Raw genomic sequence first — 21,196 nt, forward strand, 5'->3', positions numbered from 1 at the left:
ACGAACAGCATTAATAACTGAACCGGATAGCATATATATTCGGCCAGAACTTGCCGGTAACATAGACATTACCGGAAGCTGAATCATACGCGATGCCGTTCAATTCAAGTGCATTCTTATTCTGTGAACGGGCACTGCGGGTTAACGCAGAAAGATCAAGACGCCCCTGCACCTTTCCGGTTGCAGGGTCTATCTTTATAATGTAGTTTGTCGTATATACGTTGGCATAAATATAGCCACTAATATATTCCAGCTCGTTTACATTTCTGACAGGACCGTTGGTATCCTGCACAAGCAACGTCTTGACGGGTTTCAATGAGACAGAGTCCAGATATAGTATCTTATCAGTCCCGTCACTCATGATGAGGTGAGTTCCATCCGTAGTAAGTCCCCACCCCTCTTTACCAGGCAATGGAAATTCACCGGTCTTCTTAAAAGTTCTCGCGTTATAGATATACCCTACCTTGGCCTCGTAGGTCAATTGATATAGTTTGTTATTGAGAAAAGTGATACCTTCTCCAAATATAGCGCGGTTAATCTCAACCTTAGCATCGATCTTACCGGTTTGCAGATCAACGATCCCAACAACAGACTTTGTGTTTTCCATCTCAAGCGGTGAACCTGTACTTTCATATAGCTTGCCGTTGTGCATGAGAAGGCCTTCCGTAAACGCGGCCGTATCGTGCAAATGCGTAGCGACAACATCAAAACTGATAGAGGGTATTGGAGGAGTAACAGTAGTCTTTACAGTAGATTCCTTTTTATCAGAATTACACGCGGTGAGTTGCACGACTAGCATAAGAACAGAAAGTAAACCAAGACGATTCGTTTTCAAGGCAATGGATTTTAGAAATTAAGGCCGAAGGTACACAATCCCGCGCACTTTGACGAACGCATGATTTATACCTGCGTATCCTTCAGAATATAGCCAACGCTTCGAATGTTCTCGATCCTTAAAGATTGATCGCTCTTCAAATACTTGCGTAATCGCGATACAAAAACATCCATGCTGCGCGCAACAAAAAAACCATCATCCTCCCAAATTGTCTTCAGGAAAACATCACGTTCAATAAGCTTACCGGTGTGCCGGAAGAAAAGTGAAAGTAATTTACATTCCTTATAGGTTAAGCGTGTAGTGCTACCATTGGCGTGCAGCAACAGGTTGTGTACATCAAGTGTAGAGTTGCCGGCTTTTAATACCAGCGACCGATCGGCCGAAACTCCGCTTCCGGAGGCACGCTTCAGAATAGCTTCCAACCTATATTTGAATTCCTGGATGCTGAACGGCTTGCACACATAATCGTCAGCTCCAATCTCAAATCCGCGGATGCGATCTTCCAGTTGATTTTTAGCGGTGAGGAACACGATGGGAATACGCTGATTATACTTTCGCACTTCAGTGGCAAGATCAAAGCCATCCTTCTCCGGCAGCATGATATCAAAAATACACAAGTCAAACGGATGGCTATAAAATGCGGAAAGTCCTTTTTCGCCACTGGTATATAAGTGTACATTCCAGCCATGCGCATCCAAGGAATCCTTAATGAGAAAGCCGAGACTCTCATCATCTTCCACCAACATGATTTGTGTACGATCGCTCATGCTTTCGGCAGTATAATTTTTACTTCTGTTCCTTTATTCAGCTCACTGAATAAATTTACTTCACCGCGATGTACCTGGATAACATGCTTCACAAAACTCAACCCAAGACCAAACCCCTTTACCGTATGTACATTGCCTGAACTTACCCGGAAGAATTTCTCAAACACCTTCTGACACAGATGTGGCGCGATGCCTATACCATTGTCGATCACATCAATCTCAAGCTGGTTACCATAGTCGCGCGTACGGATCACAATACGCGGGCTTTGCAGCGCGTATTTTTCTGCATTATCAATCACATTGGTGATCGCCTGCAACAACAGATCTTTATCGCCCAGTATCGATGCATTTGTTGCGTTGAATTCCAGTTGCAGGGTACCATTACGTTGCTGCACTTTTAACTGAAATGCTTCAGCACAATCTTCAATGAGCCGGTGCACGTCCATCGGTTCCTGCACCGGACTCTTCAAATATTCTGCAGAAGAACCACTGAGCACCTGATCTATCTTTTGCCGCAGTCGCTCATTTTCCTTCAACAGTATATTGATATATACCTGCGATGCCGGATCCGGAATTTTGTTTTGAAGAATCTCACCGGCAATGCGAATGTTAGTCACGGGTGTCTTAAACTCATGCGTCATGTTGTTGATAAAGTCGTTCTTCAGTTCAGCAAACTTCTGCTCGCGGAGCAGTGATGCTATAGCGTAGGCGAAGAACCCCATCATAAGCAGCAATATGATCGTTGAGAAAATCCAGATGTCCAATTGGGCGGCTACATAACTTTGTTTACCGGGAAAGTAAACGGCAAAGTTTCGCTCGGCAGCACTGCGCCTGTGCTCCGCGGCCTCGGCAGCAAGTCGCCGTGTAGCTTCCACATAGTTGCCATATACCAGTGTGTCATCCGCTGCGTTGTAAACACCAAGTTCATAGTCAATCATCAGGCTGCGCTTTGAAAATTCCTGGCGAATGAGACCGTCCAACATTTCATCATTCAATGAAGCATTTGTAGCAACAAAGAAGAAACTGGAAGACATCTTTTTGACTTCCGCATTTTTGGACACCGAGTCGGCCACCTTACGAAGTGCGATCTGGACACTATGATCGAATTGCCGTTCAGCCACATCAAACGCTCTCCGGAACCAGTATATCTGCACTACCAGCAAACATACCAGCACCAGTGTGCCCAAAAGAATAATCCTGCGAAGGTGTTTATTTTTCATTTATTAAAAATAACAGTTTACGCGCGAACCTATAGGAACTTTCCGGTTTTTAACACTGCATTAACACTTCTTTACAGTTGTTAACCCGGAACAACCACCTGCAGCAGTAGCATTGCAAAAAAAGAACTATGCTTTTCTCCCGGAAGGATTACCTGCTTTTTACAATAGCACTACTACTTATCACCACAGCATTTCTATGCATGGCGTTGGACTCGTCAGCCAATGGCTTTGGTATACTTACCCGCACCGCTGCACCACCTGTATTGCTTGCAGGACTGTTGCTTCTGGTGGCCGGCATTATCGGGCTACAATCCTTTACCCCGGCAGTACTATATAGAGCTCTTTGTACTGATACGTTTAAACACCTGGGCGCGTTTCTGGTTTTTATAGTCTCGTGCGTAACCTATCTCACCACACTGGAACCAACAGCAAGTCTTTGGGACTGTTCCGAGTTTATAGCAGCTTCTTACAAATTACAGGTTCCGCATACACCCGGCACACCGCTTTCACTTTTGATCGGGCGGATGTTCAGTATGCTTGCCGGTGATGATGTAACGCGTGTAGCCCGGGCGTTAAATACCATGAGTGCTCTGTTCTCTGCACTTACCATTGGTATTGCATACTATATTATCTATGACCTGTCCTATGCAATTGCAGACCACTCAATCAAGTATACATCACGCGGTGTCATGGCTGCTGCTATAGGAGGCAGTCTTTGCCTGGCGTTCAGTGATACATTCTGGTTTTCGGCTGTTGAAGCTGAGACATACGGTGCTGCATGTTTCTTTATGATGCTTTTAGTGTGGATGATCCTGAAAGGCAAAAATGCTGCGGAGCCGATGCGTTCCCGGTGGCTGATATTAATCTTTTATATAGCAGGACTTGCTTTCTGTATACACCCGATGTGTGTATTGGCGCTACCGATGCTTCCCTTTACCTGGTATGTGCAGGAACAGCGATTAACATTCCGCGCTATAGTAGTAACAGTGGCCATTGGCTGCCTTCTTATCCTGGCGATAAACCGGTTCGTCTCTGTGGGTATATTTGAAGCAGCGTTTTATCTCGATCTCTTTCTCGTCAATTCACTGAACACTCCCTTCTATACAGGCGCGTTTATATTGCTTATATTACTTGTGCTTGCATTCCGGCTGTTATTGAGCAAGCTTCCTTCCTATAAAGTATATAGCTGGGCCGTTATATTTCTACTGGCAGGTTTTCTTCCTTATGGAATGTTGTTCATACGCTCTGCACACAACCCTCCGATCGATGAAGGAAGTCCGCAGAACCTGTCGATGATTAAAGCTTACATGAACCGCGAATCGTATGGAACAAGACCGCTCGTATACGGTCAATACTTCGATGCACGAATTGAAAATGTTACTCCGGGCAAACAGATATACCACAAAGGTAAACAGGTATATGAACCGACCGGAACATTGTCCGAATATCAATACGAGCCACATCGCCAGACAATCTTTCCAAGAATGTATAGCAACGATGCCAGCCACATCGAGACCTATCGCCAATGGACAGGATTGAAGCCGGGAGAAAAACCCGGTTATACTGATAATATAGCATACTTGCTACGGTACCAATTTACACACATGTATCTTCGCTACTTCCTCTGGAATTTTGCCGGACGCGAAGGAGATATTCAATACAGCAACTGGCTTGCACCCTGGGAACCGGCGTCACTTGAAAACACAGCGCACAACACGCAGCGGGCACGAAATCAATACTGGATGATTCCGCTCATACTCGGTATAATCGGGAGTATATATCACCATCGGAAGAATCGCCATGCGTTTATCAGTACACTGATCTTCTTCCTGGTCACCGGAGTAGTGCTGGTGTTGTATCTCAACTCGCCTCCCAATGAACCACGGGAACGCGACTATATTTATGTTGGATCCTACATAGCTTTCTCTTGGTGGATTGGTTTGGGAATACTGGCGCTATTTTCATTCGTTAACCGTTGGAAGGCTGGCTGGCTTGGAGTTTCACTTGTCAGCGTAGCCGTACCGTTGTGGATGTTCCTGCAGAACCACGATGATCATGATCGCAGCGGAAGAACGTTTCAAATCGACCATGCCCGCAATGTATTACAAAGCTGCGCTCCCAATGCGATCCTGTTTACGGGTGGAGACAATGATACATTTCCGCTATGGTATCTGCAGGAAGTAGAAGGATTCAGAACCGATGTGCGCATTGCCGTTTTAAGCTACTTCAATACGGACTGGTATATAGGTCAGCTGCGAAACACGTACTACCAGTCACAGCCGTTCAGACTCATGTTGCCTGAAAAATCATATCGGCAATATGGACCGAATGATGTGCTATACCTGCAGGAAAGTATACATGAAGGAATTGATGCAACCCGGTATCTTACTTTATTACGAGATGAGCATCCAGCCCTGCGCTTGCCTACGGCTTCGGGCGATGTATACTCCATTCTTCCCTCCAGAACAATACGCGTTCCGGTGGATAAACAAAAATTCATAGCGAGTGATCAGAAAGACTTTGTCCCACAGCACGCTGTTACCAACGAACTGACGTTAACGGTAACCGGGGATTACCTCTCGAAAAATGCATTGGCGTTTCTGGATCTGCTCGTCAGTAATCAATGGGAAAGACCTATATATTTCAACTTTACCTCGCTGAATACATTTGATCTCGACCTAAAACCTTATGTGGTGCAGGAAGGACAACTATACCACCTGCTGCCAATTCAACCTCAACGCGAAGGTGCAGCGATCAACACAGCACTCATGTACAAAAATCTCCTGGAGCAAGCCGACTATTCCAATCTCGCGGATTCATCGGTATACTTTAACTACGAAGACTATCAGCTCCGCATGATCATCCCGCTGCAACAAACACTCAACACATTGGCAGAAGCATTTTATGAGGAAGGAAACCAGGCCATGGCCGAGAAAGTTCTGTTAACATCAGTCGACAAGCTATACCATGATCACCTCACTCCCTCCATCACCAGCCTGCAGGCTGCTCACATGCTGATGACGCTTGGCAAAAATGACATCGCCTTTAAACTATCACGACACGTATTCGATTTTTACTACAACTATGCACAACAACACACCACCATAAACAGCAACGAAACAGATGCTTACCTACTTCGCCGATCAGCTGCCTTGCTCAACCAACTGGGCTTTGATGAATATCAGAAACAGGTGGATGCTTTGCTCGCAGCAGAACAATAACCAGGCTCTAACTGACGACCAATAAATTCGCAGCTCAAAAAATTTTCTATGATGTTATAAAAGCTTCTTTTAGATTTATCTATCCGTTTTTGCACGGTGTCCACTTATTCATGCTGATCCGAAAGAATACTAAAGCATTTAAGACAATTCAGGAAATCATAACTGCCTGTCAACAGCGTAAAGATCGCGAACGACTTGTTCGGCTATATATTACCAAAGCCGGCCACACGATACACGATCGAATAAGTATTGAAAGCATTCAGGGGGAAGCTGAGCTTTTATACGAAATGAATTATGAAACAATTTTGATGAATTTGAATTCGCCTGGTCACCAGTTACAGGTTAGTGATGATGTTCCGGGTATATATTTCTTTCATCGCACATCTCATAAAGAATGGGACGAAACACCATTCGAATTTGATGAAACTATAAAAAAAGAATTTGGCGATCTCACCGAACTACCCGTTGTCCGAAAAAAAGAAAAGACCGAAAAATTTATTTTGCCGATAGTAAAGCCGCGAACTGAATCGCCTGCGAAAAAAGAGAAACCAAAGCCTGCGAAAGTTACCAAAGTAATCGAAAAGGGCCCGAGGCAACCCGATTTCAAACTTCAACATAAAATACAGTTTACTCATCTCGACAAAGTCATCTTCAGGCAATCCAAATTTGCCAAAGAAGATGTCCTGAACTACTACTACAAAATAGCAGACTATATTTTACCCTATTTAAAAGACAGGGCTTATTCGGTGAGACTTGATGCCGACAGCGCTTCGGCAAGGAATGTAAATGCAGATGTACTATTTGAGCAAAAGGCAGAACACTTGCCTGATTGGACAAAGGGGAAGCAATCAAAATCCAGAAAGCAAATTCAACTTTGCAATGACCGCGAATATTTACTCTTGAATGTAGAGTTGGGGTGCATACAATTTAACGCCAGTCACGCCCGGGCCAAGTCCAGTGACTCACCTGACTACGCCATTATCACTATTGATTCTCCCGAACATGAACTGACCAAAGCCATCGATGCAGCGCAAGTGGCTGGTGAGATTTTGAACGGACTGAAACTGCAGTCGTATATAAAGACTGATGGTGAATCCGGACTGCATATATACCTGCCTCTTGATTCAAAAGGTAACTTTGAAACCAGCAAAACCATAGCGGAGTATATATGTAGACTCGTTCGTCTCAAGTGCCCTGAACTTGTCTCATTACAAGGCACGGATGACTATACCTACGGCAAAGTTATTCTGAACTATCAACTTAACAACCAAGGAGAAAACGTGATAGTACCTTATTCGCTGACAGCTGGCGAACACCCTATCATCGCCACTCCTCTTTCCTGGAGCGAGGTAGAACACGGATTGCGCAGCGAAGACCTCAACCACGAGACAATTTTCAAAAGGCTAAAGCAACACGGTGATCCATTTGAAAAACTATTGAAAGAGAAACAACAAGCAGAAACATTGCTTGAGAGATTACAGGAGAATTACTCATTCCTCTTTTGACATCACCGCTGTATATCAAAAATCGATATTGTATTGCTGTTGTCTATGGTTTTGTTGGCCTTGGTAGTATAGATATCGAAATTTACCACGACCAGTTGATTGTTGATAATTCCCCGGTCGCAGGTACAATCCAAAGCTGCATCATTATTCTTCCATAAAGTAGTTACCTGATTATCTGCTAACCGGCATTGAAGTATACTATTCCCTATGAAATTCGCGATCAACAACGAGTTGGACACTTTATCAAAGTAAATACCATCGCATTCCAACCAGAGAGATATTCATCAATAGGTACAGAGTTACGAAGCGCCATCAGGTCTTTTCCGGTCTGGCCGATTATTGTTCGGAACTTGTTGCTTTCACCGTTAGCAAGTATATAGACCCCGGTGGCGATGTCAGACTGCTCGGTTAGTTCTACGTCTTCCCGGAGTTTCATCAATTGATTTACTTTGTCCGATAGTGTTGTATAGTCTTTAATCTGCTCGGAAGTATTCCAGACCATATTTTCCTTGAAGCGGTTTTCCTTCATCCCGGTTCGATCAGGTGCAGCGAAATATTCAGGGCTTCAGTTCGTAGTATGGCCCTTCCGTCAGACCTTCCAATGCAAATTTGGACATATATAGCAAGCGAATATCCTTGAAACTATAACGCAGCATCTATCTTGAAAATATCACGCATTGCCCTGCGGGCTGCATGATAGCCGCTCATCCGATGTACACCACCTCCAGGTGGTGTTGATGATGAACATATATAGAGTCCTTTTGTGGATGTGCGATAGGGTGAACTGCGCAAGACAGGTCGTGTAAAAAGCTGATCGATCGTAGCGGCACCTCCGTTGATATCACCACCTATATAGTTGGCGTTGTACCATTGCAGTTGTTCCGTATTCATGGTGTTGCGTGCCAGGATTCTATCGCGGAAGCCGGGAGCAAAACGTTCGATCTGTTTCTCGATAGTCTCAGTCATGTCAACGGTAGAGCTATGCGGCACATGACAATATCCCCACGCAGTATGCTTACCGGCTGGAGCGCGCGATAAATCAAAAACACTTTGCTGCGCCAGTAATACAAAAGGCTTGTCCACATGTTTACCCTGCCAGGTTAACTTTTCCGATGCCGCTATCTCTGACAATGTATTCCCGATGTGAACCGTGCCTGCCTCACGGCATAATGGATTCAGAAAAGGAATGGCATCATCCAGTGCCCAATCTATCTTAAAGACTCCCATGCCATAGGCATACCGTTGTAACTGTCGTTTGTATATATAGCCTTCGAACGACCGCGATCTTACCGGCTTACCGGTGCTCAGTTTATCGCAGGCAACTTCGCGTCATGTACAATGGACACAACACCATTCTGAGCGAAGAGAGTAACGTATTCTTTGCCTCTGAACTGCCTGCTGCCGGAAACGCTGGCTACTATGCCGGTGTACTGGGCACCCCACGCACCTTCCTGAGCAAGCCCTTTACTTTGTTATAGGTATAGGATATCTAGTATATTATGAGTCTGATGCCTCGTCCCGTTTGATTGGGACAGTAAAATGAAATGCGGTACTCTTTCCCGGTGTAGACTCAACCCAGATCTTCCCTCCCATTTGTTCTACAAATTCGCGCACCATGGGTAAACCCAGTCCGGAGCCAGTCTCGCCTTTAGTGCCTTTGGTACTGTTGCTTTTGCCCCACTCAAAGAGTGCCGAAATACGTTCCGGGCGTATACCCATACCGTTGTCGCAAACAGTTATGAGCGCCTTGGCTCCGTTCATCGCGGAGAAAACCTGTATTCGTCCCTGACTGGTAAACTTGTTAGCATTTGCAATGAGGTTTCGCAGAATGAACTCAAATATATTCCGATTCACCACCACGGTATGAGCCGGGTCTATATGTATATTCAGTTCGTTGTCCTTTTCGGCCAGAACACTTTTTAAACCATGGGTTACATCTGCGACAAGTGTATGAAGATTAAACGCTTCGTGTTCTGCTACTTTTCCTTCCAGGTGATTCTTCGCCCAATGCAGCAGATTGTTCAGTAAATCATCAGTCGTGTCCACCATCATGCGCATGCGCGGAAGAATTTCATTCAAGTCGTCCGTGCTAAGCTTATATTTCTCCACCATCAGCAGAAGACCGTTGAGTGAATTGATAGGACCACGAAGATCATGACCAATGATGCTAAGTAATTTCTGCTGCATGGCGTGCATTCTCGTCAGAAGTATATTTTTGCGTCTCAGTTCAAATAACTTCAGCACCTGGTTTCGCAATACACGTAATGCCAGGTTCTGCTCATCCGTTAAATCACGCGGACGTGTATCAATTACGCAAATGGTTCCCAGGTTAAAACCTTCCGGTGTTGTTAAGGGAAGGCCGGCATAGAATCGTATATCAGGGCTTCCCGTTACCAACGGGTTTTCACGGAACCGCTTGTCTAGCGTAGCATCGTTTACGATCGTGATCTCCGGTTGAAGTATAGCAAACGCACAGAATGCTACATCACGCGGAGTCTCACGATTGGCGAGTCCTACCTGCGCTTTAAACCATTGGCGATGTTCATCAATGAGTGTAATGGTAGAAATAGGTGTCTGGCAAATGAATGATGCCAGTGAGACAATCTCATCAAATTCTTTTTCCGATTCGCTGTCCAGCAGTTCATACTCCCGTAACGCCTGAAGTCTCTCCTGCTCATTCGCTGGTATACCTGGGATTTGCATCTTTACTTCTCGACACGGTTCATATCGTATACAAAAGATACTAAAAATAATGCAACAAGCCGCATTATTTGTCGCGAAGTTATAGCTGCCCGGTTTCCGGCACAAACGGAATGTCGGCAGGCACATCACGATCTACTCGGACCGCAATGCACGTACCGGATTTCCAAATGCCGTTTTTAAAGATTGAAAACTTATCGTAAGAAGTGTAACTGCGATTGCCCCTACCCATGCCACAGCATAGATCTGCCATGATATAGTAATCCGATATTCATATTGCAGAAGCCAGTCCGTCATGAAATAAAGCGAGAACGGAACGGATACGATACACGAGACAACAACAAGCATCACAAAGTCTTTGGACAATAACTTCCATAGCTGAGGCACAGACGCTCCCAGAATTTTCCGAATGCCAATCTCTTTGGTACGCTGCGATGCCACAAAGGACGCCAGACCAAACAAGCCGAGACAACTGATAAATATAGCGATCACGGTTGAGACCATCGCGAGGTCGCCGATTCGTTTTTCATCATCGAACTTCTTCCCGAACTCCTGGTCGGCAAACATATACTCTACTGCATTTTCTGCATCGTATTTTTTAAAGACAGGCGTTATCTTGTTCAACGCATCTCCCGCATTAGCATCAGCACGCAGTTTCATATTTACCTGGTTGAATTGTACCCACGCAATGCGATTGGACTCAAGGAAGAACAGCATCGGCTTAACCGAGTTATAAGGAGATTGCGTTACCATATCTTCTACAATGCCAATAATCTTCCACTCGCCATTATCACCCCACTTCACTGTCTCACCCAGCGGTTCTTTCATACCCAGATATTTTGCGGCTGATTCGTTGATAATAAAACCGGATGAATCGCTTGCTATATCTCTCGAAAAATCTCTGCCTGCTTTTATCTTCCAGCCAATGGTTTTACCAAATTCATGTGTTACCCCGGTGGTAACAAACTCTTCCGTCCGGTTCGGATCTTTACCATACCAGGTAAAACCGCTGTTGGTTGTAAATGTAGAGGTGATCGCACTTTCAGATGCTGCCACTTCCTCTACCACACCAGTCTTCAGTAATTCATCGCGCAGCACATCATAGTGTTTCATCACCACGGCATCGCGTATAGGAACGGCAACTATTCCACTTATACTATATCCTATAGGGCGGCTCTGTGCAAATTGTATTTGTTTAAGTATAATAACCGTGCTCACAATCAATGTTACAGAAACTGTAAACTGTACAATCACTAATACCTTGCGCGGTAACGAAGCGTTGCGCCCAACTTTAAATGTTCCCTTCAAAACTTTTACCGGTTGAAAGGACGAGAGAAATAATGCAGGATATGTTCCGGATATAAGCCCGGTACCAATCGCGAATCCGACACAGCCCAGCCAGAACCATGATGAATGCCAAAGTATAGCTATATTTTTCCCGGTAATCTCATTAAACCAGGGTAACGCTCCCTGCACAATTATCACTGAAAATATAAATGCAAGTAATGCCACCAGCAACGATTCGAAAAAGAACTGACTGATCAACTGCACACGCAGCGACCCGATTGACTTACGTATACCTACTTCTTTAGCACGTTGCTCAGATCGCGCGGTGCTCAGGTTCATAAAGTTTATACACGCGAGGAACAATACAAAGATCCCAATCAGGAAGAGCATGCGTACATATTGTATCTGCCCACCACCGGAATATACTCCATTCTCAAACTCCGAGTATAAACGCCAGCGACTCATCGGATGCAGGAACAATTCCGGTTTGAACCGTGCATCATCATCTACCTGCAGAACGCGCCTGAGCTTGGCATCTTTTATACCCTGAGACGCAACGGAGAGGCTAACATTTTCCCGTATCTGCACCAGGCATTGGAACCAGCTGTTGCCCCAGCCTACTCGTTGTTCCATAGCCGGCCCAATAATCTGCCAGGAAAGCAATACATCGTACGCTGCAAATGAGCAGTTCTCGGGGAAGTCTTCATATATACCCGTTACGGTTACATCGAATTCATGATCAACACGAATGATCTTGTTAACAGCATCTTCGTCACCGAAAAGCGCACGGGCTGCCGAACGCGAGAGCATCGCACCATTAACATCTTTGAGACCGGTGCGCGTACCCTGCACCATATTGAGTGTAAGCATCTCAGCAATGCCAGGCTCCGCGAAGCTTCCGGTCATATTTATAGTCTTCGTATTAAAGGTGAGTTTATGACTGCCTGGGAATGTTGAGATTATTACATGATCAAAGTAGTTGCTATAGTTACTGCGCAGCTCCGCTCCCAACTGCATCGCCTGACTTCCCCACGTCTCTATCTTCCCATCGAACGTCTGGTTTTGAAATACCTGCGCAATGCGTGTATAGTTTTTGAAGTTTTTATCGTATGAGACTTCATCATATACCCATAGTCCAATAAGAATAGCAATCGCCATGCCTATGGCAAGTCCACCAATATTGATGATGGAGTATCCTTTGTTCCGGAGAAGATTTCTCCAACCAATAGTAAAATAACTTTTAATCATAGCAGGGTTGTTAACAGGTTGTATTCCGCGAAAGGATTTGATAATAGAAGGTCTGAAAAGAAGGAGTACATCAAAAGCAAAACGAACATCAGCGCTGCGTTTCCCTTTTTCAAAGAGACGTTCGTTGTATAGTTCCACCAGGTCACCTTCGATATAGTTCTTAAGCTCCGGCCGGCAGAACCAACGGAAGAAGCGCATGAATATAGCAGGAGGTTTACGCATGACGCAGATCGTTAACCGGTAAATCTGGGATTAAGTGCAATCTCCGGAATTGCTTTCCAGAGATTTTCACGCGTGGTCTTGGTATACTCCAGTGCACGTTTACCTAACGCAGTAATTACAAAATAGCGCTTAGGTCTTCCGGCCCGCTCCTGTGTTGCTTCACCTTCGTGCGACTTGAGGTAGCCTTTGTCTTCGAGTCGCTTTAAAGCACTTTGCAGTGCTCCTACACTTACTTTACGCGAGAGTCGTTGCTCGATCTCTTTCTTAACCGATACTCCGTAAGCATCGTTATAAAGAATGCCTACGGTAAGCATAACAACTTCTTCAAACTCGCCAAGCTGATATTTCTTCATGAACTATACTACATAATAAATTCCTAAATGCAGTATTAATAATGATGCCAGAGTTGAAAAGCCTTTGAATGAAGTATATTTCGGGATTGCACTTTAGGGCGTTGTCCGCCATCGCACGGTTTTGTCCGCACGCGAGGATAACTGCTGGCTACCAGATGCCAGCTACTAGACGTTTTGCTGGGTAACGTTTTCCTTCTTGTAAGAGAATGATACTTTAGTTACAGATGAAATGTAAACACCCGTCTATACCTATCGCCTGGCGGCCGAGTGTTGCTGTTTGGACATTACGGCAGAGGCGAGCATCGATATACCAAGTACAAAGACAATAACGATAAGCGATACTTCCACCGGTATCTTAATGAAATCCATGAGACACATCTTGGCGCCAACAAACACCAGGATTACCGCCAATCCGTATTTCAGATACTGGAAGTATTTTTCGATACCGGACAGCGCAAAGTATAACGAACGCAAGCCGAGTATAGCAAACACGTTGGATGTATATACAATGAATGGATCTTCCGATATAGCCAGGATAGCAGGAATCGAATCAACAGCAAAAATAAGATCTGTAAATTCGATCATGATCACGACCAGGAACAAAGGCGTTGCCGATAATTGTCCACGGATTTTAACAAAGAAGTTATCACCATGAAACGCAGGTGTTACTCTGAATTTCTTTCTGACAAGTTTCACCAGCGGATTTCTCTCGGGTTCCAGTTTATCATCCTTCGAAGTAATCATTCGAATCGCTGTAATTATCAGGAACCCTCCGAAGATATAGATGAGCCAGTGAAAACGGTGAAGCAATTCAACACCGGCAAAGATGAAGATGACACGCATTACCAGGGCACCCAATACTCCCCAGAACAATACTTTATGCTGATAGATACGCGGAACATTGAAGTAGGAAAAGATCATGATAATCACGAAAATGTTGTCCACACTCAATGACTTCTCAATGATATACCCGGTAAAGAATTCAATCGCCTTCTCCTTATCGAAATGATAGTAAATGAAAAGATTGAAAAGCATGGCCAATGCAATCCATATACCGGTCCAGGTTAATGCTTCTTTGATGGATACTTCATGAGCTTTTCGATGGAAAACTCCGAGATCAAGTGCGAGCATGATAAGGATAAACGCATTAAATGCCACCCATAGCAAGGCTGAATCGTTCATTGGCTACCAATAGAATTATAGTTTCAGGAATAACGCTAAATATCGCACATTGTTCCTGCTTCGTCATTTGAAAGTGATTAGAAATTAATGTGCGTTTTTCCTAAAACCAATCTATATCGTATGAGCGGCCATGTTTCAGGGATAATGGACTTTATACCGGCCGACATTTTTATCTACCTCTTCCGGGAGAATCGGTATTTCCGGGATGGTCCTGTCCAATGGCGGTTTGGCCAGTTCCCGGTAAATATGTTCAACCCTTAAACGGGAATCCATCGCTTCAATGGTATCACCGGGTATGCAATAGTATACTTTCTCAATACCGGTCAGGTAAATCAGCGACAAACACATCGGACACGGCTGCGCGCTGGCGTATATAACTGAACCCGCTAAACTGGTTGATGCTATATTTTTACAGGCATCGCGTATAGCCTCAACTTCTGCATGGGCAGACGGATCATGGAGCACCTTCGCTTTGTTCCAACCCTCACCAATAATTTTACCATCCCTTACCACCACACTTCCAAAGGGGTGTCCATGTCCATCATCCAATGCCACATGACTAAGCTCCAGGGCTCGTACCATAAAAATTGCATCCGTATCTTTCATCTCTTTTCTGTATCGCTTTTTCTTTATCTCATTCGCGTGTATTCTCTTCATAGTTTTCTCACCCTCGTGCTCCGTATAGGCACCGAATAGAATAAGTGAGAATAGTAATAACAATCGTGTTGTATCCATTATAAGTAGTAATGTCCTGCAGCTTCCGGCTGATATGTAACTTTCGTAATTTCAAATAAACCTATACCGTTTGGTATCTTCCATGAAACTATATCCCGTTCTTTTTGTCCGAGTAATGCCAGCCCGATCTCCGAGAAAACAGAAACCCTTCTTTCGCGAGGCTCTGCATCCTGCGGATAGGTAATGGTAATTTCTGTTTCGCGTTTACCCGTTATAGCCCGTAGCATCACGCGCGAATTCATGGTTATTATCTTTTCATCGATCTCTTCCTGCGGCAGCATTTTAGCTTCGCGTAATCGTTTATAAAGACTATCGACAACTTCCGGTGCCTTTACCTTTACCGAGCCGAATTCAATTAATCCCATCAACCTTTGATAATCATTTACCGTAATAATCATTCGGGTTTGCATCGCTTTTTATCCTTTGATATTTCTGTATTAGTATATACCCTATGCATCATCTGTGCCATGTTGAAACATGCTAAACAGCACGTTATTCACAGAAAAGAATAAAAGCCCGTGGATCGAAATTCCCCACCGGGTATAAATCTCCCATCGGTCAAAATTAAAGATGGAACGGTGTGCCAAGTATACTCCTGATATTTATAATTTTGTACGCATTATGAATTCGAGTGATTTCAAATTAAAGGAACGGGTAAAAGAGCTCAACTGTCTTTACAAACTTTCCAAAGTAGCGTGGGAAGCTAAAAATGATTTTGATGTGATCATCTCCAAGACACTCGATATACTTCCCGCTGCCATGCAACATCCCAACCTGGCAGAAGCCAGTATTACCATGCATGCGCAGGACTATTCAACACCGAAGTTCGATAGCAGTAAATTTATTATTGAGTCCGAACTGTCGGTGGATAAAAAGAAATATGGAAAAGTAAGAATCGGCTATCGCCTTCCTGCCAAAGATGGCAAGGTGAGTTTTCTGCCGGAGGAAAAAAGACTTTTAAAAACCGTTGCACGTGAATTGTCCCTGGTGATCAAACGTGCTTCAATAGAAGAAGAAAAACAGAAACTGCAAACACAGCTGCAACATGTAGAGCGACTCGCCTTTGTAGGTGAGTTATCAGCTGGTATAGCGCACGAACTTAATGAACCACTCGGTCGTGTACTCGGCTTTGCCCAGTTAATTAAAAAAGCCGGCAGTCTCAATGAGCAGCAAAGCGAAGATATTGAGCGGATCATCAAGGCATCACTCTACTCGCGCGAGATCATTAAAAAGCTGATGATCTTCTCTCGACAGATGCCACAACAGATCACGAAGGTAAATCTGAATGACATCGTACATAATATACTATATTTTATCGATGTGCGCTTTCAAAGCCGCGGCATTACCATCATCAAGCAATTAGACCCGGTGCTTCCGGTTATATACGCGGATGAAGTACAGATGAGCCAGGTGCTGGTAAATCTCATCACCAACTCCGTATACGCTATGCCCACCGGGGGCGAGATAACGGTTATTACCCGGAAGAAAGAAAACCTGGTAAGCCTGATCGTGAAAGATACCGGAACTGGTATGACTTCGGATATACGAAACAAGATATTTGAGCCCTTCTTCACCACCAAACCCGTAGGGCAAGGCACCGGCTTGGGACTCTCCGTTGTACAAGGCATTGTTGATTCGCATGGAGGAAAGATACTGGTGAGTTCCACCGTTAACAAAGGAACAAAGTTTGAAATTCAGTTGCCGCAGAGGCAAAACAAGAAGAAGTCATGAAAACGAAATATACCGATACTATAAATATACTTGTGGTTGATGATTCTCCTGAAACCATTGAACTGATTAAACGAAATCTCGAATCAGCGGGGTATCATATATATAGTGCGGGCACTGTCCAATCTGCGGTTAAATTACTGAGTGGTCTGAATATACACATGGTCATTACTGATCTGAAAATGCCAGGCGAGAACGGTATGGAGCTGGTGAGACACATAGCTGAGAATTGTAAAGGTATCGGAACACTTGTTATTACCGGATTCCCTTCTATTCAGGGAGCTGTAGAGTCTATCAAGATTGGCGCTGAAGAGTATCTGGTAAAGCCTTTTACCGATGAAGAACTTTTTAAGTCCGTGGAGCGTGTGCTGGCAAAAACATTGAAGCATAAAAAAGAGGCTCCCAGGAATACACCCGCCAACTTTGGTATCATCGGAGAATCCGAAGGCATGCTTCATGTTTTCAAGACAATCAATAAAGCTAAGAACACCAATGCAACTGTATTGATCAATGGAGAAAGTGGCACCGGAAAAGAGCTGGTGGCGCGTGCGTTACATTATGGGAGCAATGCATCAGCCGCACCGTTTGTACCCGTTAACTGTGGCGGCATTCCTGATCCGCTGCTTGAGAGTGAACTGTTCGGTTATGTAAAGGGAGCTTTCACAGGGGCGAATGAGACACGTGCCGGTTTTTTTCAAACGGCCGATGGTGGTACTATATTTCTGGATGAGATCAGTAATACGAGTTTAGCGATGCAAGCGAAGTTACTCCGCGTATTGCAGGAGAAAGAGTTCTACATGGTTGGCTCGAAGAAAGCCAATAAGGTAAACGTACGCGTTGTCGCAGCAACCAACGTTGACTTGATGCAACTTGTCAGGAAGGGTTTGTTTCGCGAAGATCTATACTATAGACTTAACATCATTACCATTGATCTTCCGCCATTGCGCGAGCGGAACAAAGATATACTCCTCCTGCTCGATTTCTTCCTGACCCGCTATGTTCGTGAACTGGGCAAGTCTCCGATGCAATTTTCACCAAAGGCTGTACGATCGCTCCAGGAATATGCATGGCCGGGTAATGTACGCGAACTGCAAAACCTGATTCACCGACTCGTAATCATGGCTGACGACAACACCATTGATACACCCGACTTGCCGGAGAACTTTCGCTTCTCGGCCACGCGTGTGCGCAGTCTCAATCGAAAACTGGAAGAGGTGGAACGGGAATATATACTCGATGTGTTATCCGCCAACAAGAACAATATTTCTCAAACAGCCCAAATACTCGGCATCGACCGGAAGACACTTCGCGAGAAAATCAAAAAGCATCACAAGAATTAACCGGGTAGAAATTCTCCACCTGAACACTTTCTCCCCGTACTACATTCCTGAAACATTCGAAATTTACGCTGAAAGCAGAAAATAAAATGGTATGCATTTTGGAATTGGCCTTCTCAGAAAAGGTACAACAAAATGCAAATAAAGGAGACTATTGAAGATATAGTAACGCGTGAGCTGAAGGGACTTTGCATTTCGTGTGCACATACCCAAACATGTCCTTATCACAAAGCTGCATCAAAAGTTATTATACAATGTGAATTTTTTCAACTCGACCTACTGGATCTGACCACGCATACCACGCACGACTCACTACAAGGCTTGTGTGCCACATGCGACTCTGCCCCACACTGCACGCTACCTGGAAGAAAACAAGGCGTATGGCGTTGTAACGATTTCAGCTAACACTAAAAACATTTTTATGGTACGAAGTACAAAAGTCAACTCAATCAAAAACGGTAAATGGAAAGAGTTCAACAAACACGCTGTGCTCATAGCAGAGGGAGTATATGTTAACAACAAGAAGCATGGTACATGGAGAGAATATTACGATCACACCGGTACCATTATGATCGAAGAAGATTTTCTCTATGGCATTCAACATGGACGGTTTATTTCGTACCACCCGAATGGACAGGTTTTCAGTCAGGGAGAATTTCACCACGGACGCAGAGAAGGTTACTTCCGGGTATATGATGAAGCCGGTAACAATACCAAGCTTCTGTTTTTTATAAATAATGTTCAAATCCAGGAGTTCCACCAATTTATACATACCAGTGAAAGAGCACGGGAGAACAAATGTTGACTACATCTTGATTTTTATTGTCGCGCTCTTCGCGATCACGGCTATACTTCGTGCATTTGGTTAGACCCTATATTTTTTAATTGAAATGAAAAGAAGATTACTGATAATTGACAACGACAAGCAGCTCAACAAGATCAACGAAAAGATCCTGCACATGTCTGGTATGGTAAAGGAGTTACACATTACTTGCAACGGCCGGGATGCGCTGGAATATCTGATAGAGCGTGCCCAAAAAGAATATCCTCTGCCGGACATTATAATTTTTGACATAGAGATGCCGGTACTGAACGGCTTTGAATTCATGGATGAATTTCAACGACTGGACATTCCCGGTAAAGCGCATATTGAATTGGTGATCTTTACTTCATCCAGCAACCCGCGCGACAAACAGAAGGCATCCGCCAAAGGCATCCGGCATTACCTGAGCAAGCCGTACTTGCTGCGGGGGCTCAGCGATATTATCTTCAGACTTGATATAGAGCAATCCAATCTATACCCGAACCGAAATCCATTCGGACTGGAGCGATCGCTGTCGTAGCATTGTGCCGGATAACTTTCGTTATCTATCTTTAGCACATGTTTACACGCGAGCAGTCGTCACGTATACGACAGGAATTCTGGACAGTCTTCGGCAAGTACATGAGTCCCATTCTCTCGGCCGAAGGACTGAAAGTCAATTGGGTTAATTATCATACTTCGATCAAGGATATTTATTTTCGCATGGATGCAGGCCCCGGGTCTGCCATGATCTCCATATCACTGGAACACAACGATGCGGGTATACGCGCATTGTATTTCGAACAATTCGAAGCATTCAAGCTTATCCTGCATGACACGCTGGAGGAAGAATGGCTTTGGCAACAGGATGTATCCGTAAACAACAAAGTGATCAGCCGGGTCTATACAGAGTTGCCGGATGTCTCTATATTCAACAAAGATCATTGGCCCGACCTGATCTCTTTCTTCAAACCCCGCATCATCGCGCTAGACAACTTCTGGGAAAACGCGAAGTATACCTTTCAGATGCTGAAGTAGTAACACTGTATCAATCTTGTAACTTCCACACGTTACAACGTATACCATAGGTAAAAGCACCTGATTTATGAGGTAAATATATACCGATTGAGATGCACAGTCAGTATATATTGACATGACTTGTTTAAACCTTCACTTATTTCATTCTTCACATGAAAGTAAATTCTAAACCTTTTATCGTTCAGATTTTGTAGCTTGAAGAAAATTCAATCAGCCATCTGATCGATCTTAACGGGTGCTTCAAAAAAAAATAGTAACTATGCCGACACGATAACCAGGGCAATTTAGCTGAACAATTTCATTGTCCAACGGCACGACTACCCGCAAACAACACACACTTCACATCCCTCCTTTCCTACCGTTAGCAATAGTATATTAAAAAATGTTAAATGTAACTTTAAGTTCTCCACCAATGCGTTACACCGTACAAAACATGATGATCGATGGCAGGCAATACATAGTCCTTTCCATTGAAATCCAAACGAACACTTCCATTGAACAGTTATCGGGTACTGCCCTGCGGTATGAAGATTATAACTTCGTGCTGCTAACATTCAATTGCCATACAAGACCGTTCCTTGAATTAGCGTATTTTGTTATTTTTCTTTCCAGGAGAACAAGCGTCTTGATTTCATCTGATCACTGGTTAAAACCTTTTTCATCCTTCCTTAAAAGAATCGGACTATCAGGAATGTTATGTTATCAACCGGCTGCCAATAGTTTTACTATATATGATTATACATTTATAGCACACAAAGACAGTCGCTTTCCTGAAATCCTCGATAGCCTGAAAGAACTCAGTATCGCTGAAATTGAAATACTCTTTTTTCTATCCATTGGATATTCAAACACTAAAATATCCGGTATACTTTGCAGAAGTTACCACACCGTTAAAAATCACAAAGTAAATATTGCAAGAAAGGCAGGCCTGGATGGATGCAGTCAGCTTCCCTACTTCGCAAGTCAATTACGAGACGCTGCTACCTGTATTGCCGTTAGTTGATTGGTATACTAAA

Annotated in this window: 19 protein-coding genes and 1 pseudogene; 9 read left to right on the forward strand and 11 right to left on the reverse strand. The window is 44.1% G+C overall.

The genetic code is table 11. From position 1 onward, the window contains the following. Nucleotides 1–10 precede the first annotated feature (10 nt). The 3 genes from ACFQ21_RS25225 to ACFQ21_RS25235 form a co-directional block, all read right to left on the reverse strand. Complete coding sequence (locus ACFQ21_RS25225; protein ID WP_377584109.1) at nucleotides 11–835, reverse strand: glutaminyl-peptide cyclotransferase; 825 nt, start codon at nucleotides 833–835, stop codon at nucleotides 11–13. Between the two features lie 65 nt (nucleotides 836–900). After that, entirely contained in the window at nucleotides 901–1,602 is a 702-nt protein-coding gene (locus tag ACFQ21_RS25230) for a response regulator transcription factor (RefSeq protein ID WP_377584112.1), read from the reverse strand. Beyond that, on the reverse strand, nucleotides 1,599–2,822 hold the full coding sequence (locus ACFQ21_RS25235; protein ID WP_377584115.1) for a sensor histidine kinase: 1,224 nt from the start codon (nucleotides 2,820–2,822) through the stop codon (nucleotides 1,599–1,601). Before ACFQ21_RS25235 ends, ACFQ21_RS25230 begins: the two co-directional genes overlap by 4 nt. 128 nt (nucleotides 2,823–2,950) lie before the next feature. Here ACFQ21_RS25235 and ACFQ21_RS25240 point away from each other — a divergent pair, with 128 nt between their 5' ends. Both ACFQ21_RS25240 and ligD read left to right on the forward strand, forming a co-directional pair. Next, nucleotides 2,951–6,043: a glycosyltransferase family 117 protein gene (locus ACFQ21_RS25240; protein ID WP_377584117.1), complete on the forward strand. Its 3,093-nt coding sequence runs from the start codon at nucleotides 2,951–2,953 to the stop codon at nucleotides 6,041–6,043. A gap of 110 nt (nucleotides 6,044–6,153) precedes the next feature. Further along, nucleotides 6,154–7,548 carry a non-homologous end-joining DNA ligase LigD gene (ligD, locus tag ACFQ21_RS25245; protein WP_377584120.1) on the forward strand — a complete coding sequence of 465 codons (1,395 nt, stop codon included), beginning with the start codon at nucleotides 6,154–6,156 and terminating at the stop codon, nucleotides 7,546–7,548. A 220-nt stretch (nucleotides 7,549–7,768) separates the two neighbouring features. Here the strand turns inward: ligD and ACFQ21_RS25250 are convergent, their stop codons facing one another. Then, on the reverse strand, nucleotides 7,769–8,077 hold the full coding sequence (locus ACFQ21_RS25250) for a hypothetical protein (protein WP_377584123.1): 309 nt from the start codon (nucleotides 8,075–8,077) through the stop codon (nucleotides 7,769–7,771). 113 nt (nucleotides 8,078–8,190) lie between these two features. Continuing rightward, nucleotides 8,191–8,811 (reverse strand): annotated as a pseudogene (locus ACFQ21_RS25255) (phytoene desaturase family protein); the annotation flags it as partial. 68 nt (nucleotides 8,812–8,879) lie between these two features. On the opposite strand from ACFQ21_RS25255, the gene ACFQ21_RS25260 reads away from it, so the two are divergent. Continuing rightward, nucleotides 8,880–9,026, forward strand: a complete 147-nt coding sequence (locus tag ACFQ21_RS25260; RefSeq protein ID WP_377584125.1) for a hypothetical protein — start codon at nucleotides 8,880–8,882, stop codon at nucleotides 9,024–9,026. A 19-nt stretch (nucleotides 9,027–9,045) separates the two neighbouring features. On the opposite strand, the gene ACFQ21_RS25265 is transcribed toward ACFQ21_RS25260, so the two are convergent. The 6 genes from ACFQ21_RS25265 to ACFQ21_RS25290 all read right to left on the reverse strand — a co-directional run bounded on the left by ACFQ21_RS25265 (nucleotide 9,046) and on the right by ACFQ21_RS25290 (nucleotide 15,685). Further along, on the reverse strand, nucleotides 9,046–10,251 hold the full coding sequence (locus tag ACFQ21_RS25265; RefSeq protein ID WP_377584127.1) for a GAF domain-containing sensor histidine kinase: 1,206 nt from the start codon (nucleotides 10,249–10,251) through the stop codon (nucleotides 9,046–9,048). Between the two features lie 132 nt (nucleotides 10,252–10,383). Beyond that, a complete protein-coding gene (locus ACFQ21_RS25270) occupies nucleotides 10,384–13,005 on the reverse strand; it encodes an ABC transporter permease (RefSeq protein WP_377584130.1) in 2,622 nt (873 codons plus the stop codon). Between the two features lie 11 nt (nucleotides 13,006–13,016). Then, complete coding sequence (locus ACFQ21_RS25275) at nucleotides 13,017–13,358, reverse strand: PadR family transcriptional regulator (protein ID WP_377584132.1); 342 nt, start codon at nucleotides 13,356–13,358, stop codon at nucleotides 13,017–13,019. A gap of 249 nt (nucleotides 13,359–13,607) precedes the next feature. Beyond that, a complete protein-coding gene (locus ACFQ21_RS25280; protein ID WP_377584134.1) occupies nucleotides 13,608–14,540 on the reverse strand; it encodes a TerC family protein in 933 nt (310 codons plus the stop codon). A 135-nt stretch (nucleotides 14,541–14,675) separates the two neighbouring features. Beyond that, nucleotides 14,676–15,197, reverse strand: coding sequence for a nucleoside deaminase (locus tag ACFQ21_RS25285; RefSeq protein ID WP_377584136.1), 522 nt, complete (start codon nucleotides 15,195–15,197; stop codon nucleotides 14,676–14,678). 77 nt (nucleotides 15,198–15,274) lie between these two features. After that, the gene (locus ACFQ21_RS25290) at nucleotides 15,275–15,685 is read right to left on the reverse strand and encodes a GreA/GreB family elongation factor (RefSeq protein WP_377584138.1); all 411 of its coding nucleotides are present in this window, start codon (nucleotides 15,683–15,685) and stop codon (nucleotides 15,275–15,277) included. A gap of 160 nt (nucleotides 15,686–15,845) precedes the next feature. On the opposite strand from ACFQ21_RS25290, the gene ACFQ21_RS25295 reads away from it, so the two are divergent. The 6 genes from ACFQ21_RS25295 (at nucleotide 15,846) to ACFQ21_RS25320 (ending at nucleotide 21,183) form a co-directional block, all read left to right on the forward strand. Beyond that, the gene (locus ACFQ21_RS25295) at nucleotides 15,846–17,006 is read left to right on the forward strand and encodes a sensor histidine kinase (RefSeq protein ID WP_377584140.1); all 1,161 of its coding nucleotides are present in this window, start codon (nucleotides 15,846–15,848) and stop codon (nucleotides 17,004–17,006) included. Further along, entirely contained in the window at nucleotides 17,003–18,343 is a 1,341-nt protein-coding gene (locus ACFQ21_RS25300) for a sigma-54-dependent transcriptional regulator (protein WP_377584143.1), read from the forward strand. The genes ACFQ21_RS25295 and ACFQ21_RS25300 overlap by 4 nt, the downstream gene beginning before the upstream one ends. Before the next feature lie 418 nt (nucleotides 18,344–18,761). Then, nucleotides 18,762–19,145, forward strand: a complete 384-nt coding sequence (locus ACFQ21_RS25305) for a toxin-antitoxin system YwqK family antitoxin (protein ID WP_377584145.1) — start codon at nucleotides 18,762–18,764, stop codon at nucleotides 19,143–19,145. Nucleotides 19,146–19,230: 85 nt separating this feature from the next. After that, nucleotides 19,231–19,683: a response regulator gene (locus ACFQ21_RS25310; RefSeq protein WP_377584147.1), complete on the forward strand. Its 453-nt coding sequence runs from the start codon at nucleotides 19,231–19,233 to the stop codon at nucleotides 19,681–19,683. A gap of 38 nt (nucleotides 19,684–19,721) precedes the next feature. Beyond that, nucleotides 19,722–20,180 carry a DUF4268 domain-containing protein gene (locus tag ACFQ21_RS25315; protein ID WP_377584150.1) on the forward strand — a complete coding sequence of 153 codons (459 nt, stop codon included), beginning with the start codon at nucleotides 19,722–19,724 and terminating at the stop codon, nucleotides 20,178–20,180. Nucleotides 20,181–20,592: 412 nt separating this feature from the next. Further along, a complete protein-coding gene (locus ACFQ21_RS25320) occupies nucleotides 20,593–21,183 on the forward strand; it encodes a response regulator transcription factor (RefSeq protein ID WP_377584153.1) in 591 nt (196 codons plus the stop codon). Nucleotides 21,184–21,196: the final 13 nt, after the last annotated feature.

The sequence above is a fragment of the Ohtaekwangia kribbensis genome (genome assembly GCF_042676245.1).
GTDB lineage: Bacteria > Bacteroidota > Bacteroidia > Cytophagales > Cyclobacteriaceae > Ohtaekwangia > Ohtaekwangia kribbensis.

Coding starts and splice junctions, on each gene's coding strand:
- ACFQ21_RS25230 (WP_377584112.1), bottom strand. CDS start 1,602: ATGAGCGATCGTACACAAATCATGTTGGTGGAAGATGATGAGAGTCTC.
- ACFQ21_RS25235 (WP_377584115.1), bottom strand. CDS start 2,822: ATGAAAAATAAACACCTTCGCAGGATTATTCTTTTGGGCACACTGGTG.
- ACFQ21_RS25240 (WP_377584117.1), top strand. CDS start 2,951: ATGCTTTTCTCCCGGAAGGATTACCTGCTTTTTACAATAGCACTACTA.
- ligD (WP_377584120.1), top strand. CDS start 6,154: ATGCTGATCCGAAAGAATACTAAAGCATTTAAGACAATTCAGGAAATC.
- ACFQ21_RS25250 (WP_377584123.1), bottom strand. CDS start 8,077: ATGAAGGAAAACCGCTTCAAGGAAAATATGGTCTGGAATACTTCCGAG.
- ACFQ21_RS25260 (WP_377584125.1), top strand. CDS start 8,880: ATGTACAATGGACACAACACCATTCTGAGCGAAGAGAGTAACGTATTC.
- ACFQ21_RS25265 (WP_377584127.1), bottom strand. CDS start 10,251: ATGCAAATCCCAGGTATACCAGCGAATGAGCAGGAGAGACTTCAGGCG.
- ACFQ21_RS25270 (WP_377584130.1), bottom strand. CDS start 13,005: ATGCGTAAACCTCCTGCTATATTCATGCGCTTCTTCCGTTGGTTCTGC.
- ACFQ21_RS25275 (WP_377584132.1), bottom strand. CDS start 13,358: ATGAAGAAATATCAGCTTGGCGAGTTTGAAGAAGTTGTTATGCTTACC.
- ACFQ21_RS25280 (WP_377584134.1), bottom strand. CDS start 14,540: ATGAACGATTCAGCCTTGCTATGGGTGGCATTTAATGCGTTTATCCTT.
- ACFQ21_RS25285 (WP_377584136.1), bottom strand. CDS start 15,197: ATGAAGAGAATACACGCGAATGAGATAAAGAAAAAGCGATACAGAAAA.
- ACFQ21_RS25290 (WP_377584138.1), bottom strand. CDS start 15,685: ATGCAAACCCGAATGATTATTACGGTAAATGATTATCAAAGGTTGATG.
- ACFQ21_RS25295 (WP_377584140.1), top strand. CDS start 15,846: ATGGAACGGTGTGCCAAGTATACTCCTGATATTTATAATTTTGTACGC.
- ACFQ21_RS25300 (WP_377584143.1), top strand. CDS start 17,003: ATGAAAACGAAATATACCGATACTATAAATATACTTGTGGTTGATGAT.
- ACFQ21_RS25305 (WP_377584145.1), top strand. CDS start 18,762: ATGGTACGAAGTACAAAAGTCAACTCAATCAAAAACGGTAAATGGAAA.
- ACFQ21_RS25310 (WP_377584147.1), top strand. CDS start 19,231: ATGAAAAGAAGATTACTGATAATTGACAACGACAAGCAGCTCAACAAG.
- ACFQ21_RS25315 (WP_377584150.1), top strand. CDS start 19,722: ATGTTTACACGCGAGCAGTCGTCACGTATACGACAGGAATTCTGGACA.
- ACFQ21_RS25320 (WP_377584153.1), top strand. CDS start 20,593: ATGCGTTACACCGTACAAAACATGATGATCGATGGCAGGCAATACATA.